This is a genomic window from Xanthobacter sp. NM-59 (genome assembly GCF_021401125.1).
Classification (GTDB): domain Bacteria; phylum Pseudomonadota; class Alphaproteobacteria; order Rhizobiales; family Xanthobacteraceae; genus Xanthobacter.
This window is the reverse complement of record NZ_JACBFQ010000008.1, coordinates 140406-155941: the sequence shown is the minus strand read 5'-3', so window position 1 is coordinate 155941 and position 15536 is coordinate 140406. Positions and strand designations below refer to the sequence as shown.

Here is a 15536-nt window from a genome sequence, read left to right as displayed (position 1 = left end):
TTATTCAGCCGCCTGCGCACGCTGCCGGGCCAGCAGGCTCTTGCAGGCGCGGGCGATCACCAGCTCTTCGTTGGTGGGAATCACCATGATGCGGGCACGGCTGAACTCGGTGGAGATCACGCGGGCGCCCACGTCGTTCTGGTCGTGGTCGAGCTCAAGGCCGATCCAGCTCATGCCCTCGCAGATGCGGCGGCGGATCTTGCGGGAATTCTCGCCGATGCCGCCGCAGAAGATGAGCGCGTCGAGCCCGCCCAGAGCGGCGGCCAGACCGCCGAGCTCGCGGCGGATGCGGAACACGAAATAGTCGATGGCCTCATGGGCCTCCGGAACGTCCGCCGCTTCCAGGGTGCGCATGTCGTTGGAGATGCCCGACATGCCGAGCAGGCCGCTCTTGTAGTAGAAAAGGTCGCGGACCTCGTCGATGGTCTTCCCCTCCTGCTGCACCATGTAGAAGATCACGCCGGGGTCGATCTGGCCGCAGCGCGTGCCCATGGGCAGGCCGTCGAGGGCGGTGAAGCCCATGGTGGACGCCACCGAGCGCCCGCCCAGGATGGCACACATGGATGCGCCATTGCCCAGGTGCGCCACCACCACGCGGCCGTCATGCAGCAGTGGGGCGATGCGCTGCAACTCACCGGTGATGTATTCGTAGGAGAGGCCGTGGAAGCCGTAGCGGCGCACGCCCTTGTCGTAATATTCGCGCGGCAGGGCGAAGGTGTCGTTCACCTTGGGGTGGGCGCGGTGAAAGGCGGTGTCGAAGCATGCCACCTGCAGCGCCTCGGGGAAGGCGGCCTTGGCGGCCTCGACCCCGGCCAGATTGTGCGGCTGGTGGATGGGCGCGAAGGGCGAAAGCTCGCGCATCTCCTGCATCACCGCATCGGTGATCACCACCGGGGCGGAGAAATGCGGGCCGCCATGCACCACGCGGTGGCCCACGACGCAGGCCCGCGCTTCCGGATACTGGGCCCGCAGCACGCCCAGGGCGGTGGCGAGCGCGCTCGTGTGGTCGGATGCCTCGGAGGCGGAAAGCTCGCGGGACATGGCCGGCGTGGCCGGGGAGAGGGTGGCCTTCAGCTTCGGCTTGCCGCCGATGCTGTCCACCTGGCCGACCGCCATCAGGGTCGGTTCCGCGGTGCCTTCCGCGATGTCGTAAAGGCTGAACTTCAGCGAGGAAGAGCCGGCGTTCAGCGTCAGCGCGACGGGACGCGTCATGGTCACGCTCCCTCTTTCTCGGCCGCCATGCGGGCCTGATGGACCACCGCCACCGCGCAGGAGGCGAGACGGGCCTTCTCGCCATCGGCGCGCGAGGTGAGGATGATCGGCACCTTGGCGCCCATGACCAGGCCGGCGGCCTCGGCGTGGGAAATGAAGGTGAGCTGCTTGGCCAGCATGTTGCCGGCGTCCAGGTCCGGCACCACCAGCACCTCGGCGCTGCCCGCCACCGGCGAGCGGATGCCCTTGATGCGGGCGGCGGTGATGTCCACCGCATTGTCCATGGCCAGCGGCCCGTCCACAAGCCCGCCGGTGATCTGCCCGCGCTCGGCCATCTTGGAGAGCAAGGCGGCATCCACCGAGGAGGCGATGGCCGGGTTCACCGTCTCCACCGCCGAAAGCACGCCCACCTTGGGCGTCTCAATGCCCAGCGAGATGGCGAGATCGATGGCGTTCTGGCAGATGTCCACCTTGGTGAGCAAATCGGGCGCGATGTTGATCGCGGCGTCGGTCACCAGCAGCGGGTGGGAGAGCCCGGGCACGTCCATGACGAAGATGTGGGTGAAGCGCCGGCCGATGCGCAGGCCCCGCTCCTTGCGCAGGGCCGCCTTCAGCAGCTCGTCGGTGTGCAGGTGGCCCTTCATGAGGGCCTGGGCGCGGCCGTCCGCCACCACGTCCACCGCGGTGTTGGCGGCGGCGGCGTTCTCCGGCATGTCGATGATCTCGACGCCGTCGAGGCTCAGGCCCAGCGTCTTGGCGGCCGCCTCCATCTTGCGGGCGCTGCCCACCAGGATGGGGGTGATGAGCTTTTCGCGCATGGCCAGCAGGGCGCCGCCGAGGGAGGCAGGCTCTTCCGGTGCCACCACCGCCACCGAGAGGGGCGGCAGGGTCTCGGCCCGCTCCAGCAGGGCGTCGAAGTGGCGATGGCGCTGCACGATGAGGCCGGGCAGTTCCTGTTCTTCATAGGTGAACTTCACCTTGGGCGCCTCGACCACCGCTTCGCCTTCCAGCAGCAGGGCGTCGTCGCTCACGCGCCGGACCTCGGTGGAGAGGCGCACGGAGCCGTCCAATGCCTTGTCGAGCACGGTCACCTTGGCATTCAGCTCGTCGCCGGCGGAGGCGCGGGCGTGGAACCGGAACATCTGGGTACGATAGAGCGTGCCGGGACCAGGCAGCACATTGCCGAGCACTGCGGAAATCAGCGAGCCCACCCACATGGAGGGGGCCACCACCACGTCTTCCTTGCCGTCGTGGTCGATGTCCTGGTTCGGCAGGTGCATCGGGTTGTGGTTGCCGGAGACGTTGGCGAAGACGATCAGGTCGTCAGTGGTGCAGGAGCGGCGCAGCTCGGCGCTATCGCCCGGCTTGAGCTCGTCAAAGGTCTTGTTTTCGCGCATCATGCGGTGGAACCTTACCTTGGAGTTGTCCGGGAGGGAATCCAGCTTCCCATGCCTGGCGCGGGTGTACCCACGAAAACGGATGAGGCGAATGCGCGCGGACGGCGCCTTCAGCCGATGATGCTGTAGCCGCCGTCGATGAGGTGAACGCCGCCGGTCACGTTGGCGGCCTCGCGGCTGGCGAGGAAGGCGGCGTAGGCGCCCACGTCCTCGATGGTGGCCAGAAGGTGGGTCGGGGCGCGCTCGGCGGCCAGCTCCAGCAGTTCGTCGAACTCGGCGATGCCCGAGGCGGCCCGGGTCTTCAGCGGCCCGGGCGAGAGGGCGTGCACGGAGATGCGCTTCTCGCCCAGCTCGGCGGCCGCGTACCGCACCGAGGCCTCAAGGGCCGCCTTCACGGGACCCATGATGTTGTAATTCTCCACCACCTTCTCGGAACCGTAGAAGGAGACGGTCATGCAGGTCCCGCCGGCGGGCATCAGCGGTTCGGCCCGCCGCACCATGCGCAGGAAGGAGTGCACCGACACATCCATGGCCATGGCGAAGCCCTGACGGGAAGAATCCACCACCCGCCCGTGCAGGTCCTCCCGCGGGCAGAAGGCGATGGAGTGCAGAACCGTGTCCAACCGGCCCCATTTTTCGGCGATGGTCGCGTAGACCTGATCCATCTGCGCGTCGTCGGTCACGTCCAGGGGCAGAATCAGCTCAGCGCCGAGGGATTCGGCCAGCGGGCGCACATGCGGCTCGGCCTTCGGGTTGAGATAGGTGATGGCGAGGTCCGCACCCTGCTCGCGGAAAGCCTTGGCGCAGCCCCAGGCGATGGATTGATCATTCGCCACGCCCACGACGAGAGCCTTTTGACCCGCCAGTGAAAACATGAGAGCACCTCTCCCCAATCGCTGTGCGCCAGCCGAACGCCTAGAGCAAATCCACTGCAAATCGATGACGGCGCTGCAGCATACTCAATTACGGAATTGTGCGTAGCACAAAATTCGCGAAAGCTTGAACGTCGGCGGATTGCTCATGGCGCGCGAAGAAGAAGCGCGCGCGGCATGGGGATATGTCCATGGCCACACTCGCGCCGCCAGCTGGCAGCCCGGGGCGCGCCGAAAGCTTGTCGCGGCCCGCCACCTCGATTAAAAAAACGAGCGCTCGCTCAGAAAACAAGACGGCGGGCGGGTGGTGATGTCAGGGAGGCGGTCATGGGGTTTCAGGTATCGCTGGATCAGCGCGTGGTTTTGGTCACCGGTGCCTCGCAGGGGCTGGGCGCCTTTTTTGCCGGGGAGCTGGCGAAGGCGGGGGCCCGGGTGGCGCTGGGCGCCCGCAACCTGGAGGCGTGTAGCGCGCTCGCTGCTCGGATCGCGCAGGCCGGCGGCACCGCCCTGCCGGTGGCGCTCGACGTGACCGATCCGCGGTCGGTGGAAGCGGGCATGGAGGCGGTGGTCGCGTCCTTCGGGCGGCTGGACGTGCTGGTCAACAATGCCGGCGTCACCGCCACCGTTCCGCTGCTCGACATGAGCGAGGAGAGCTGGGATCGCATTGTCGACACCAATCTCAAGGGCGCCTTCCTCACCGCTCAGGCGGCGGCCCGGCACATGAAAGGGCAGGGGGAGGGTGTCATCGTGAATGTGGCGTCCATTCTCGGCCACCGGGTGGCGGGGCAGGTGGCTGCCTACGCGGCATCGAAGGCGGGGCTGGTGCAGCTTACCCGCTCCATGGCGCTGGAATGGGCGCGCTTCGGCATCCGCGCCAATGCGCTCTGCCCCGGCTATGTGGAAACGGACATCAACCGCGACTTCTTCGCCACCGAGGCCGGCCAGGCCTTGGTGAAGCGCATTCCCAGCCGGCGGCTGGGCCGGCTTGAGGATCTGTCCGGGCCGCTGCTGTTCCTTTGCTCGGAGGCGGCCGCCTACATGAACGGCACCTCGCTGGTGGTGGACGGCGGTCACCTCGTCTCCTCCCTGTAGCGTCTCCCCGGGAGGGGCGCCTGCACTTCCGCATGCTCTGGCGCTGCCTGCGGTGCGCGGGAGGAGCGGGCCGAGGGGTCATGAAAGCGCTCGAGTGGGTGTGGGTCCCGTTCCGGCGGCCCGGTGCGCGGCGCCCTGCGCCGTCGGGCTTCCCGAGGCACTGGCGCCGCCGGGAGTGTGGCGCCGGTCGTCCGGTAGGGGGGAAAGTGGGGTTGAGTTATCCCCAGGCGGATTTTCCGGTTTGTCCATTTTTCGAATGAAAGGGGTTGCCAGCCCCCGGGTGGTTTGTTACACGGGCCACCTCTTCCGGGGCAACTCGGAACGGGCGCATAGCTCAGTTGGTAGAGCAGCTGACTCTTAATCAGCGGGTCCAAGGTTCGAGCCCTTGTGCGCCCACCACTCTCTCCCCGAGATCCGGTGGAATTCACCAAAATAACATCCGCATGGCGGGCTGCGTTGAGACGCAAGCCGGTCGGTTGCGGGCGTGAGCGGTCAATCCCGCTCTGGTCGCCGGGACCGTACCGTCCGCGCGACGGGGCTCACCCTCGTTTCGTGCCCCTGGGCATGCTCCGAATGATTGATTCAACGCGTCTTCTTCATGCGAGCTGGCTTCCATCTCGCGTCAGCACGCCCCGAAATCGGTCGTCCTCCAGCGGCCATGCTGCAGGCGGCCGTGGGGCGTGCCCCCGGGCTCGTAAGCGCGGAGGCGGTGGTGACGGGCTCGTGGCCCGTGTTCCTCCGAAAGCCATGGCGGATGCGGGGGCCTCTCAGCGCTTGATGCCGCTGACCACGTTCCGGCTCGGCCGCGCACCCTGCGCCCGGCTTTTGAGAACGCAAGTGGTGAGGCCCCTGTAGTAAGAGAACATGCGGCAGCGCGGGTCCCGCGCACAGGCATCGATGCAGCCTTGCTGGGAGCTGGGCCGCGTTCTGTAGTCGGCGCCGCGATCCGTATCGTTGGTATATTCCAGCCCCACGTCGATCCGCCGAAAGATGGGAGGGTCGGGCGTGGGTTGGGTGTCGTTCTGAACGCGCGGCTTTTCAACGCGCGCTGTCAGCAGGGGCACGGCGGCGAGGGCTCCGGAATTCACTTTGCCGTTTGGCATCCGCGTGGTGGCAGTGGACCAGAGGGTGCAGGCGCGGTTGGTGATCTCGAAAGAGTAGGCCGTACAGCGCTGGGTCGCATCGCATCGCAGCTGGCAGGTGTCGGTGCTGTCGGCCGCACCGCGTGAGAGCGGGCTCCCGGCGAGGATCATGTTGGGATAGGGCACGTACTGGCGCCGGGCGCGCAGCTGTTCCAGGCGCCCGGCCACCTGCCGGGCGCAGGCCAGATCGCCGTGGCGGACGATGAAGTCCTGCAGCACGTTGGCGTCGGTGGCCGCCAGGGCCTGCCGGCAGGCGAGATCGTTCTTCAAGTCCTGCAAGCGCTGGCGCACGGAAGCGGCGCCGTCCTCCAGCTGGAAGCAGGCGAGATAGCGTTCGCACGCGGCCGGGTCGTTGGAGGCGAGGGCTTTCGCGCGCCACGCGCTCTCGTTTCCGGCGGAACAGGTCTGCGCCCCGGCGGGGAGGGCCATGGTGGCGAGCAGCAGCGCCGCCAGCAGCAGCCGTATGGTGGGATGGGACATCATGGCTCCCTCCCGAACCGGTTGAGCAAATCCTGGCGGCTGAAGGTCTGGTTCCCGCGTGCGACGTCCGCGGCGATGGACCCGCCGAGCAGGGTGGCGTCTGCGATCCTCTCGAAGCCGCGCTGCTTCAGCGCGCCGGATGTGGCCCGCGCCTGGTCGGTAATGGTCTGCGGCAAGAAGAGGTTGGCCGCCAGGACGATGGTGTCGGCCGCGAACGGCACGAGGCCGTACATCCTGTGCGCGTCCTCTTCATTCTCGTCGGCGAGCCCCTTTGCCTGGCTGGTATTGCCGCGCCTCAGCAGGTCCTGGCGCAGCCCCTCGCGGTGGTCGATCCGCCGTTTCAGCTCGCGAATGTCCTGAATGGTGGCGCCGAGGTTGGTGAGGAGGGCGCCCAGCAGCTGCTTCTGCTGCTCGCGGTCGCCGGCGGCCTGGCTGCGAACCGCCCGCTCCACCGAGGCGAGTGCGTTCAGCATCTGGAGGTCGGAGACGGATTCGCGCACCTTGGCGATGATGGCGAGGGGCGCGTCACCGCCCGGGGTCCGGCTTTCGCCCTGTCGCAACCATTCACGTTGCAGCGCGTCGCTGGCCCGGGCGGGCACGGCTGGGCCAGCCAGGACGAGCCGGAAGCCGGTGTTGGGCAGGCGGCGCTCATCGCCGCTCTCGGGGTCGAACAGGGTGTCCTCCTCCCGTCCGGACGAGGTGGCGAAGGCCGGGTCGTGCTGGAACGAGCCACCCTTGAGAATGACGCCGCCGGCGAGGCCGTGCAGCCGTCCGGCCCGGTTGAGCCGGAACGGCTCGAACATCATCTCCGCCAGATTGCCGTAGATGTCATAGAGCTTGAGGGGATTGGGGTCGCGGGTGCCGATGGGGTTGACGTTCGTCGCGCTCATGGGGTCGTTGACCCAGGCATAGTTGACGAGTGGCCCCTGCATGGGGAAGCGCTCGGCCTGGAAATCGGCGACCGAGACCGCGAGGCCGCCCCGCGCCGCGAATTCCCATTCCGTCTCCGTGGGCAGCCGTGCGAAGGCCTTCGGCGTGCCGGTCTCGCGGGTCAGCTGCTCCTTGGCGTTGCGGATGAGGTGGGAGGTGAGGCGCCGGGCGAAATTCTCCGCGTCATACCAACTCACTCGCGCGGCCGGCATGATGTCGTCGTCAGCCGCGCGGGCGCAGCCCTCGGTCATGAGCGATTTGTACTGGGCCAGTGTCACCTCATACTTGCCGATGAGGTAGAAGCGGCGGCGCCCCTGCTGGAAATTACCGGCGACGAAGTCGTTGCGCAGATAATTGAGATAGGCCGCCTCGCGGGCCGGGGAGCCGAGGCGGATGGGCGTGTCGGCCAGAACATCGTTTGCCCCGCCCGCGCCTTCGCTGGTCACCACCTGCCGGAACACGATCTTCTGGTCGCAGGGCAGAGGGAAGATGACGTCGCCCGCCGCCGGCCTCGGGTTCCATCCATCGTCCGCCGCCGCCGGCTGCGCTGCGAGGAGGCCGAGGGCGAGCAGGACCCATGGGCCGATAGGCAGGCGATGCCGTGGGCACGGCGTGGCGCGGCGGGATGAGGTCATGCGAGGGACTCCGCCAGGGCCTCGGAGGGCACGATCGACCGGATCTGAAAGGTCTGGGTGAGCGCCACCAGCAGCGCGGTGATGAGCGAGGCTGCGGCCACGATCGCGAGCGATGCCGGCTCCAAGCGGCAGATGTCGCCGCTGGTGCCCTCGATGCGGTAGAAATGGTTCAGCGCGAAGGCGGCGGCGCCGGCGAGCAGCAGCGCGCCGGCGATCCCGGCGGCGGTCACCGCGACCGCCTGCACCAGAGGAAAGGCGAGCAGCGCGCGCCCCGGCATCCCCATCAGCCGCAGCAGGGCGAGGGAGGGGCGCGCCTGGCGCACCGTGGCCTGGATCATCGCCCAGAGGGACACGAGATAGCCCACGATGCCGCCCACGCAGACGATGGCGAATATGCCGGTCATGATGGCCTCGAGGTTCCGCACCCAGGCGATGTTCTCGGCGGCGCTGCCGGTCCGGAAGCCGCGCTGGGCGATGCGCCGCTCCAGGGGGGCGACGGCGTCGAGGTCGCGCGCATAAAGGCGCAGGCTGTCAAAGGTGCGTGGCGCGGTTGCGGACGCCTGGCCCTCGTCCAGGCCATCCGAGAAGCGCGCCATGGTGACGAGCCGCCCCTCGCTGACGAGCGCCCGGCTGCCGCCCAGCGCAGCCCGGGGCAGCACCGCGGCCACCCGCATGTCCATGGTGAGCTCGTGGGCGCTGCCGTCGCGGTAGATGGCGGCCTGGACCATGTCGCCCACCTTGGCCCCGAGCTTCTCCGCGAGCGGTTCGGACAGGGCGATGTCGTTGTCGCCGAGGGGCGGGGCGCCGGCGGGCAGCAGTGGCTCGCCCGCGGCTGAGGGCAGCCAGTCGGCGTCCACATATTCCCGGCTCTGGGGCGAGGGGCGCATCTCGGCCGAGGCGACGATGCTGCGCGGGGCGCCGGCGGCGAAGCCGGTTTCCGGCCATGCGCGAATGGCGGCGAGCTCGGCTTCCGAGATCGTCCGGTAGCCGCTGACGCTCACCGCCAGAATGGAGGGGTCGGCCCGCAGCTTGTCGAGCAGGCCCTCGATCACCCCCAGCTTCAGCCCATAGAGCACCAGCAGGGGCGTGAGGACGGCCGCCAGGGTGACGGCGCCCAGGACATTGGTGAGGATCGAGTGGTGCAGGGCCCGGATGGCCAGTGCGAGCGCGCGGATCATGGCTGCTCTTCCAGGGCCTGCGGCAGGGAGGGGAGCCGGCCCGGCTCTTCGTCCGCGCCACGGATGAGGGTGCGCGAGGTGCTGCCCGTTCCGGAGCCCTCCATCCTTAGCAGGCGCAGCCCGAAGCGCTCCACGTAGGTGGTGTCATGGGTGATGATGAGCACCGCCGCCGCTGCCGCGCGCGCATAGTCCACGAGCAGGCGCAGGACAGTGTCCGCCGTGGTTTCGTCCAAGGCACTGGTGGGTTCGTCGGCAAACACCAGAGGTGGCCGGTGGGCCAGCGCGCGGGCGATGCAGACCCGCTGGCGTTGTCCGCCCGACAGCTTGGACGGATAGCTTTTCGCGAGGCGGGAGATTTGCAGCCGTTCCATGAGGCGGCCGACCTCCTCGCTGTCGCGGGTCCCGGCGATGTCCTGCGACACGCGGATGTTCTCGGCCGCGGTGAGGAAGGGCAGCAGGCGGCTGGTCTGCGCGATGTAGCCGAACAGGCGTCCGCGCAGGGCGGCGATGGCCGCCCGCCGTCGGGCGGCGATCAGTGCGGAAACATCGATGTCGCGGCCGCCGTCGCGCACCCGCATGCGCGCGGTTTCGACGCCCTGGGGGGGCGCCGCCAGGGAGAGCATTTCCAGCGCAGTGGTCTTGCCGATGCCGGTGGGCCCGCACAGCGCATAGGCGATACCCGGCTCCAGGCGAATGTCGCTGAGCACGATATGTGTCGCGCGCTCGCGGTCGGACAGGCGGCGCCGCGCCCATTCCACGCTGAGCAGCGGCGCGGAGGCTGGCAGGAGCGCAGAGGGGGCGGTCATCGCGGGACGCTCACGGCAGCAGGGAGATGGCAAGCGGGGAGATGGCAAGCGGGGTCATGGCAGCAAAGTCATGGGCACGATGGTGACGCTCTCGCCGGGAGGGGCCCCGGGCGCGAGCGCATGCCAGCGGGTGCTGTCCTGGTGGAGGCCATCCAGCGCCCGGAGCTTGGACTTCAGCGCGTCGGTCAACTGGCGCTCCCGCTCCGGCGACATGTTGCGGAAGTCTTCCATGGTGAGATTGATCACCTGGCTGTTGTAGGGAAGGTCCTGCAAGTATTCGCCGAGCAGGGCGCCGAGCGTGCCGGCGCTCTGCACCGCCTCGGGGCGCCGCGCCGCGAGGGCGACGGACTCGCGGAGCTGGCGAAAGAAGTCGCCGCGACTGGATCGCATGGGATCGGTGGCGATATCGACGGCCCGCTTGATGACGTCGCGGAGGGCTGCCAGCTCATTCTTCGACATCAGCAGATAGGGCGTCACCGGCAGCGCCATGCGGTCCGCCGGGTCACGATCGGTGAGCCAGCCCTCGAACACGGGTGGGGCGGCCGTGGAGGTGCGGCTGCCGAGATAGGCGAGCTGCATGGCTAGGCCGACCCGCCCCGCCGTGCCGGAAATATCCGCGCCGCGGCCCGCGCGCGCCTGTTGCAGGCGCCCGTCCATGGCGCCCTTCACCATGAGTTCGAGTTCGTTGGCCAGGGCGTCGATCTGCCGGGCAAAGGCCTGTTGTTCGCCGCCCTCGATGGGAAAATAAAGCGGGGTTTCGGCGTAGAAGGAGAGCTGGCGATAGGCGTTCTCCGCGCTGGCGTGGTCGGCCCGGCCGGGCGGCGTCTTCAGGTGCAGCGTGAACAGGGCGAGCTGGTGCTGGCGCTCCAGCATGGTCTGGAGCTCGCGGGGGGCGAGGGCGCCTTTCAGGGCGTCCGCGTCGGCCGGGCGCGGCCCGGCATCGGTGATGAGGATGATGTAGCGGCCGCCGAACGGCGCCCAGTTCATCTGCTCCATGGCGGTGGCCACGCCGCCGATGGAATCCTCCGTGAAGCCGTCGCTGCTGACGTGGGCCGCTTGGACCTGCCGGATCGCGTCCAGGAAGCGGTCGGCGGTGGAAGTCTCACTGAGCGGCAGGAAGACGCGGGTCACGTAATCGAGCTGTGGCACGATCCGCGTGCTGTCGCGAAAGGCCACCAGGCCGAACCGGAAGCGGTCGGCCTGCGGGCTGCCGGCGATGCGATCACGCAGCCGCCGGATGGCGGCCTGAACCTCGTCAATGTAGGGCTGCATGGACTGCGTGGTGTCGATGACGAAGGTGATGCCGATCTTGAAGTCGCGCAGCGCGTCCTCCGCGCCCATGTCGGCCCGCGACGCCTGCGCGCGCTCCGACACCGAGGCAATGCGCAGCAGCTTGGCGGCGGGGTTGCCGGGAAGGCGGATCCGCCGCGCTTCCAGAATGGGCAGGATGTAGAATTCGCGGGTGATATCCACGAACCGCGACGGTGCGATGGAGATGACCGGACTGCCCGGCGGAAGTGTGCGCTGGTCCGCCTGCTGGCGCAGCTCGGCGAGGCGGGCGGCGATGTCGGGCGTGGCGTAGGTCTGCTCCAGCGCGTCGGACGTGTTGAAGATGAGGCTGCGGGCCCCGTCCGCCGGATTGTTGAAGCCGAGGACGATGGACTGGCGCCATTCGATGGCCTTGTCAGCGGGAATCCAGCCTTCGCTGCCCCCCTGCAGGGTGCGGCCTACCTCCAGATAGCCTGCGCCGGCCTCGTTCAAGCGGCCATAGACATAGAGGATGCTGAAGGCGGGCAGCAGCTCGCTCGGCCGGCCGGCGCCGGGCGCGGTGGTCAGCGGGGTATCGGGGCGGGTGAGAACCCGCTGATAGAGCGAGGTCTTTCCCGGAACCGGAAGCGGCTCACGCGCGTGCGCAGCCGGCCCGCCTCCAAAAGCTGCCGCTACGGCCATCACGAGACCGGCCAAGGCCGATGGAAATGCGCGAATGCGGATGGCGCTCATCGGCGAACCTCCGGAGTGCAGAAGCTGGCGAAATCAAAGGATGCGAAGGCCTCATCGCGGCTTCGCTCCGGATCGGACGCGGCGCGGCACAAGGCGCGCAGGCTGTCCTGCGCCGCAGGGTCGCCCCGCTGGCTCAGCTCCAGATAGTAGATGGCGGCGCTGGCGGCGTCGGGCCTCAGGCGGCCGTGGTCGGCTGCGTTCGGATCGTACCAGCGGGCGAGCTGGAGGGCGGCCGCGGCCCCACCCCTGTCGGCGGACAGGGTGAGGGCCTTGAACGCGATTTCGTCTTCGCCCGTGCCCATGGCTTCGCGCGCGAGAGTGTAAAGCTCGTCCGCGTGGCCGCCCTGCCGGCTGTAGCTCTCATAGCGCTCCTGGAAGGAGGCGGTGGCGGTGGTGTCCGCCAGCGGGAGCATCTGCGTGGCGAACAGGACGCACAGCACCACGATCGCCGCGAGGCCCGTCAATGTCAGCATGCCGCGCCGGCTCCGCCACCAGGCGCGTTGCCCGCGTGGATGGGGCACCGCCGCCGCGTGGTCGGACTCCGGCCCCAATGAGGGGGCGGATGCCTCGGGCTCCGGCGACGCCGGGGCATCCATGGGGGCGCCCACGGGGCCGCTCGCGGGCGCAGCCTCGCCCGGGGCGGCCGTTTCCCTCCTGGCTGCGAAGGGCGCCGGCGGGACCGGTGCCGGCCCCGCGCCCGTGGTCGTGAGGGGGGCGATGGCGACGGCGGCTCCATGGCTCACCTCTGGCCAGAAGTGCCGTTCCTCGATGCCGGCGCCGGGCACCTTGATCAGCACGTCCATTTCCAGGGACAGATGCTGCGTCACCTGGGGCCCGAACAGCCATTCCTGCGCACCGTCGATGGCGCGGACACGGGACGCCTCAATGAGGCATTCGGCGGACTGCCAGCCGGCCGGGCCGAGATGGGGCGTGTCCGCATAGCCGCGGCGGGTGATGGACAAAAGCGGCGCCAGGCCTGCCGGCGGCGCGCTGATGGTGATTGCCGCCCAGCCGGGGGGCAGGCTCTGGTCTTCGCGGATGGTCAGGCGTCGCGTCACGTCAGCCTCGCTGCGCGCTCGGGGCGCCGAGGCGGCGCACATGGTCGAGGATGCTGCCGAGGGCGGCGTTACGGGTGATGTCGATGTCGAGCCCGTCCTGGGACTTGGCGTTGTCCTCCACCACGGCGTGGAAGCCGTACATCCAGAACGACAATGCGTCGTACTCCTGATGTCCGGGGGGCAGGGCCAGCTCGCGGGCGCAATTGGCGGCCGCCGGCCGGGTGAAGAGGGGCACCTGTTGGCCATCGCCATTGGGGGCCAGGGGGCGTGCCGCGGGGGCCGTCTCGCCGAACCGGAAATGGGTGACGAAGCCATTGATGGTGGTGGCGCAGGCGAAGGCCGCTTTTTCCAGCACCATGTCCGCGCTCTCGCTGATGTTGCCGGCGAGGCGCTCCATGGCCGCGGCCACCGCGTCCTCAAGGCCGGTGCGGCGGGCGGTGGCGGTCAGCTCGTTCACCAGCTCACGCGCCATTCTGGGGTCGCCGTGGAAGTATTGCCCGAGCGCATCGCTCTCGCTCGCGGCGCGCAGGCCATTGATCCAGAATTCCACGGCGGCACGCGCCAGCAGGGCGGGGATGGACCGACCCGCGCCGGTCGGCCGGCCGTTCGCACCCGTGCCGTGCGCCGGGTTCGCTGCCGGGTGGCCGGGGCGCGGGGGCAGGCCCGGCATGGGTGGAAGGCCGGGCAGGGGGGGAAGCCCGGGTGTCGGCCGTGGAATCGCGGGCGGGTGGGGCGGCTCGGCGGTGCTGGCCGCGGTGGTGTGCTCCGGGGCCTTGGAGCGGCGGGTATAAGCGCTGTACAGCACCTCGGAGAACAGGTGCTCGGAGCACAGCAGCGCGGTGAGCAGGTCGCCGAAGCGCGCCTCCTGGAAGAGCTGGCCCACATGGGTCAGGATCTGCTGGGCCACCGCCCGGCGCTCCTCCAGCCGCTTTTCCACATCGGTGCTGACATGGAAGCGGCCGACCAGGTCGAGAAGCTGTTCGCACAGGGTTTCGAACCGCGCGGCGACCTGCTGTTGCTTCAGCTCCGGCCGGCAGATGGGCTCCAGGCGCTCGGCCAGATAGCTGACACCGCCGTCATTGGGCCGCAGCCCCTCGTCAAAGGCGCGGCCGGGATCGGCGAAATAGCGCCGCACGCTTGGCACGTTGAGGTAGCCGGCCCGCAGCCGCTCCACGTACTCCGCCCGGTCCGCCCGCAGGCCGATCTCCCGGCGCCGGTCGTCATATTGCATGATCGATTCCGCCGGATAGCTGGGATTGCGGAACCAGAAGACATTGGTGAACGCGGCGCCGGGCACCCAATTGTTGGGCCAATCGTGCGCCTTGGCGAAGAAGCCTTCGATGGAGGAGGACAGGCGGCCCTTGAAGCGGTCGCCGGGATCGGCGAGCTCCTCGCCGGCCTTGTCCACGAAATGGGTGTCGAACCAGGTGAGAACCAGGAACAGGGCCACCGCCTTGCCGGCGCGTTTCTGCGGGGTGGAGCCGTGGGTCATGGAGATCCAGCGGTCGATCATGTCCGGAAGGTCGGTGACCTCCTGGGTGGAGGGCTTGATGCACAGGAGCATGGTGGTCAGCTCCTGTTCGGCCACGTAGCGGTCGAACAGGTAGGCCACCTTGCCGCGCAGGAAGGTTTCCTTCAGCGGGTTGCGGCTCTCGTCGGCCAGGAATTCCGCAAGGTCCAGCCGCTGGCGCGCGCGGGCGCCGGGGAAGTCCAGCAGGTCGGTGTGTTCCAGGAACGGCCAGGGGCGGCTCGTCATGGTGATGTGCAGCTCGGCCACCAGCGCTGTCACCACCGGGCGCGGCAGCGTGATCGGCGTGCCGCCGGCGGAGGTGATGCGCAAGTCCTGCTGGCCCGGTCGGCCGAGCCCCGCCAGGGTCTGCACATCGATGATGCTCTCGCTGCGCGGCAGCAGCGCATCCATGGGGCAATAGGCTTCGGCCGCGAACCCAAGACGCGCCAGCGCCCCCACCAGCTCGCGATAGACGGCGGTGAACTGCGGCAGCCCGCCCCACAGGAAGGCGAACAGCTCCGCCCGGTCGGCGAGGCTGAGGCGCGGGGCGAGCTCGGCGAGCTCGTCCCATAGGCTGCGTAAGCCCTCGAGGGCGCGGACCCCCTCGAAACTGCGCTCGAAATAGTCCTGGATGTCCCAGATGTCTTCCGTCGTCAGGCGATTGTCGTCCGGCGCGGCCGGCTGGCGGCGTGCCTCGGCGGCCGCCAAGGCGGCGCGAATGGCCTCGGTGTCCGGCACTGGGCCCTTGCCTGGGGCGCTGTCGAGGAAGGCGGAATTGCCGAGGATCTTGATGATGTCGGCCTCGGACAGCAGCCGCAGACAGACCGGGAAGCCCTCGGGCGTGGTGCGGGGACGGCAGGAAAAGCGCGTGACGACGCCGGTGGATTCCCGCTCGCCGCCGGGATTGATCTCCTTCAGGAAATCGATGGGCTCGGCCTGTCCGGCGAAGCTGGCCCGGAGCGATTGCCCGGTGCCGCTCGCCAGCACCGAGACGAGGTACGACTTGCCCGCCTGGCTTGGCCCGAAGATGCCGACGCAGGCTGGCCGGTCGACCGCGCGGTCGAGCTTCGCCACCTCGGTCACCAGCCGGCGCAGGCCCTTTTCCGTCCCCCCGCGCTCCGGGCCGAGCACGCGCTCGTTTCCCGGATCTTTCACCCAGGCGATGGCCTGCCTCGCTTCGTCGAGGAGCTGCCCGCACTCGGAATGCCAATCGTGCTGCATCA

General features: G+C 69.0%; 11 protein-coding genes and 1 tRNA gene. 2 read left to right on the top strand and 10 right to left on the bottom strand.

Translation table 11 applies throughout. The features are described 5' to 3' along the window. The 3 genes from L0966_RS15150 to fabI form a co-directional block, all read right to left on the bottom strand. Positions 1-1212: an acetate/propionate family kinase gene (locus L0966_RS15150; RefSeq protein WP_234052790.1), complete on the bottom strand. Its 1212-nt coding sequence runs from the start codon at positions 1210-1212 to the stop codon at positions 1-3. A 2-nt stretch (positions 1213-1214) separates the two neighbouring features. After that, complete coding sequence (locus L0966_RS15145) at positions 1215-2612, bottom strand: bifunctional enoyl-CoA hydratase/phosphate acetyltransferase (RefSeq protein WP_370640752.1); 1398 nt, start codon at positions 2610-2612, stop codon at positions 1215-1217. Positions 2613-2719: 107 nt separating this feature from the next. After that, the gene (gene fabI / locus L0966_RS15140; protein WP_234052789.1) at positions 2720-3484 is read right to left on the bottom strand and encodes an enoyl-ACP reductase FabI; all 765 of its coding nucleotides are present in this window, start codon (positions 3482-3484) and stop codon (positions 2720-2722) included. 324 nt (positions 3485-3808) lie between these two features. Between fabI and L0966_RS15135 the strand changes: the two genes are divergently transcribed. Further along, the gene (locus L0966_RS15135) at positions 3809-4573 is read left to right on the top strand and encodes an SDR family NAD(P)-dependent oxidoreductase (RefSeq protein ID WP_234052788.1); all 765 of its coding nucleotides are present in this window, start codon (positions 3809-3811) and stop codon (positions 4571-4573) included. Between the two features lie 323 nt (positions 4574-4896). Continuing rightward, a tRNA-Lys gene (locus tag L0966_RS15130) sits at positions 4897-4972 on the top strand. A gap of 368 nt (positions 4973-5340) precedes the next feature. Here L0966_RS15130 and L0966_RS15125 read toward each other — a convergent pair. The 7 genes from L0966_RS15125 to L0966_RS15095 are packed head-to-tail and all read right to left on the bottom strand — an operon-like array spanning position 5341 to position 15534. Further along, complete coding sequence (locus L0966_RS15125) at positions 5341-6198, bottom strand: PAN domain-containing protein (RefSeq protein ID WP_234052787.1); 858 nt, start codon at positions 6196-6198, stop codon at positions 5341-5343. Then, on the bottom strand, positions 6195-7760 hold the full coding sequence (locus L0966_RS15120) for an SUMF1/EgtB/PvdO family nonheme iron enzyme (protein WP_234052786.1): 1566 nt from the start codon (positions 7758-7760) through the stop codon (positions 6195-6197). The genes L0966_RS15125 and L0966_RS15120 overlap by 4 nt, the downstream gene beginning before the upstream one ends. Continuing rightward, positions 7757-8938, bottom strand: coding sequence for a hypothetical protein (locus L0966_RS15115; RefSeq protein WP_234052785.1), 1182 nt, complete (start codon positions 8936-8938; stop codon positions 7757-7759). The genes L0966_RS15120 and L0966_RS15115 overlap by 4 nt, the downstream gene beginning before the upstream one ends. Further along, positions 8935-9744 (bottom strand): ATP-binding cassette domain-containing protein, encoded by an 810-nt coding sequence (locus L0966_RS15110; protein WP_234052784.1) that lies wholly within the window; start codon positions 9742-9744, stop codon positions 8935-8937. The genes L0966_RS15115 and L0966_RS15110 overlap by 4 nt, the downstream gene beginning before the upstream one ends. Positions 9745-9798: 54 nt before the next feature. After that, entirely contained in the window at positions 9799-11745 is a 1947-nt protein-coding gene (locus tag L0966_RS15105; RefSeq protein ID WP_234052783.1) for a vWA domain-containing protein, read from the bottom strand. Further along, positions 11742-12803 carry a hypothetical protein gene (locus L0966_RS15100; RefSeq protein WP_234052782.1) on the bottom strand — a complete coding sequence of 354 codons (1062 nt, stop codon included), beginning with the start codon at positions 12801-12803 and terminating at the stop codon, positions 11742-11744. Before L0966_RS15100 ends, L0966_RS15105 begins: the two co-directional genes overlap by 4 nt. Before the next feature lies 1 nt (position 12804). Continuing rightward, complete coding sequence (locus L0966_RS15095) at positions 12805-15534, bottom strand: virulence factor SrfC family protein (RefSeq protein WP_234052781.1); 2730 nt, start codon at positions 15532-15534, stop codon at positions 12805-12807. Positions 15535-15536 lie beyond the last annotated feature (2 nt).

Coding starts and splice junctions, on each gene's coding strand:
- L0966_RS15095 (WP_234052781.1), bottom strand. CDS start 15,534: ATGCAGCACGATTGGCATTCCGAGTGCGGGCAGCTCCTCGACGAAGCG.
- fabI (WP_234052789.1), bottom strand. CDS start 3,484: ATGTTTTCACTGGCGGGTCAAAAGGCTCTCGTCGTGGGCGTGGCGAAT.
- L0966_RS15120 (WP_234052786.1), bottom strand. CDS start 7,760: ATGACCTCATCCCGCCGCGCCACGCCGTGCCCACGGCATCGCCTGCCT.
- L0966_RS15125 (WP_234052787.1), bottom strand. CDS start 6,198: ATGATGTCCCATCCCACCATACGGCTGCTGCTGGCGGCGCTGCTGCTC.
- L0966_RS15145 (WP_370640752.1), bottom strand. CDS start 2,612: ATGATGCGCGAAAACAAGACCTTTGACGAGCTCAAGCCGGGCGATAGC.
- L0966_RS15110 (WP_234052784.1), bottom strand. CDS start 9,744: ATGACCGCCCCCTCTGCGCTCCTGCCAGCCTCCGCGCCGCTGCTCAGC.
- L0966_RS15115 (WP_234052785.1), bottom strand. CDS start 8,938: ATGATCCGCGCGCTCGCACTGGCCATCCGGGCCCTGCACCACTCGATC.
- L0966_RS15105 (WP_234052783.1), bottom strand. CDS start 11,745: ATGAGCGCCATCCGCATTCGCGCATTTCCATCGGCCTTGGCCGGTCTC.
- L0966_RS15150 (WP_234052790.1), bottom strand. CDS start 1,212: ATGACGCGTCCCGTCGCGCTGACGCTGAACGCCGGCTCTTCCTCGCTG.
- L0966_RS15135 (WP_234052788.1), top strand. CDS start 3,809: ATGGGGTTTCAGGTATCGCTGGATCAGCGCGTGGTTTTGGTCACCGGT.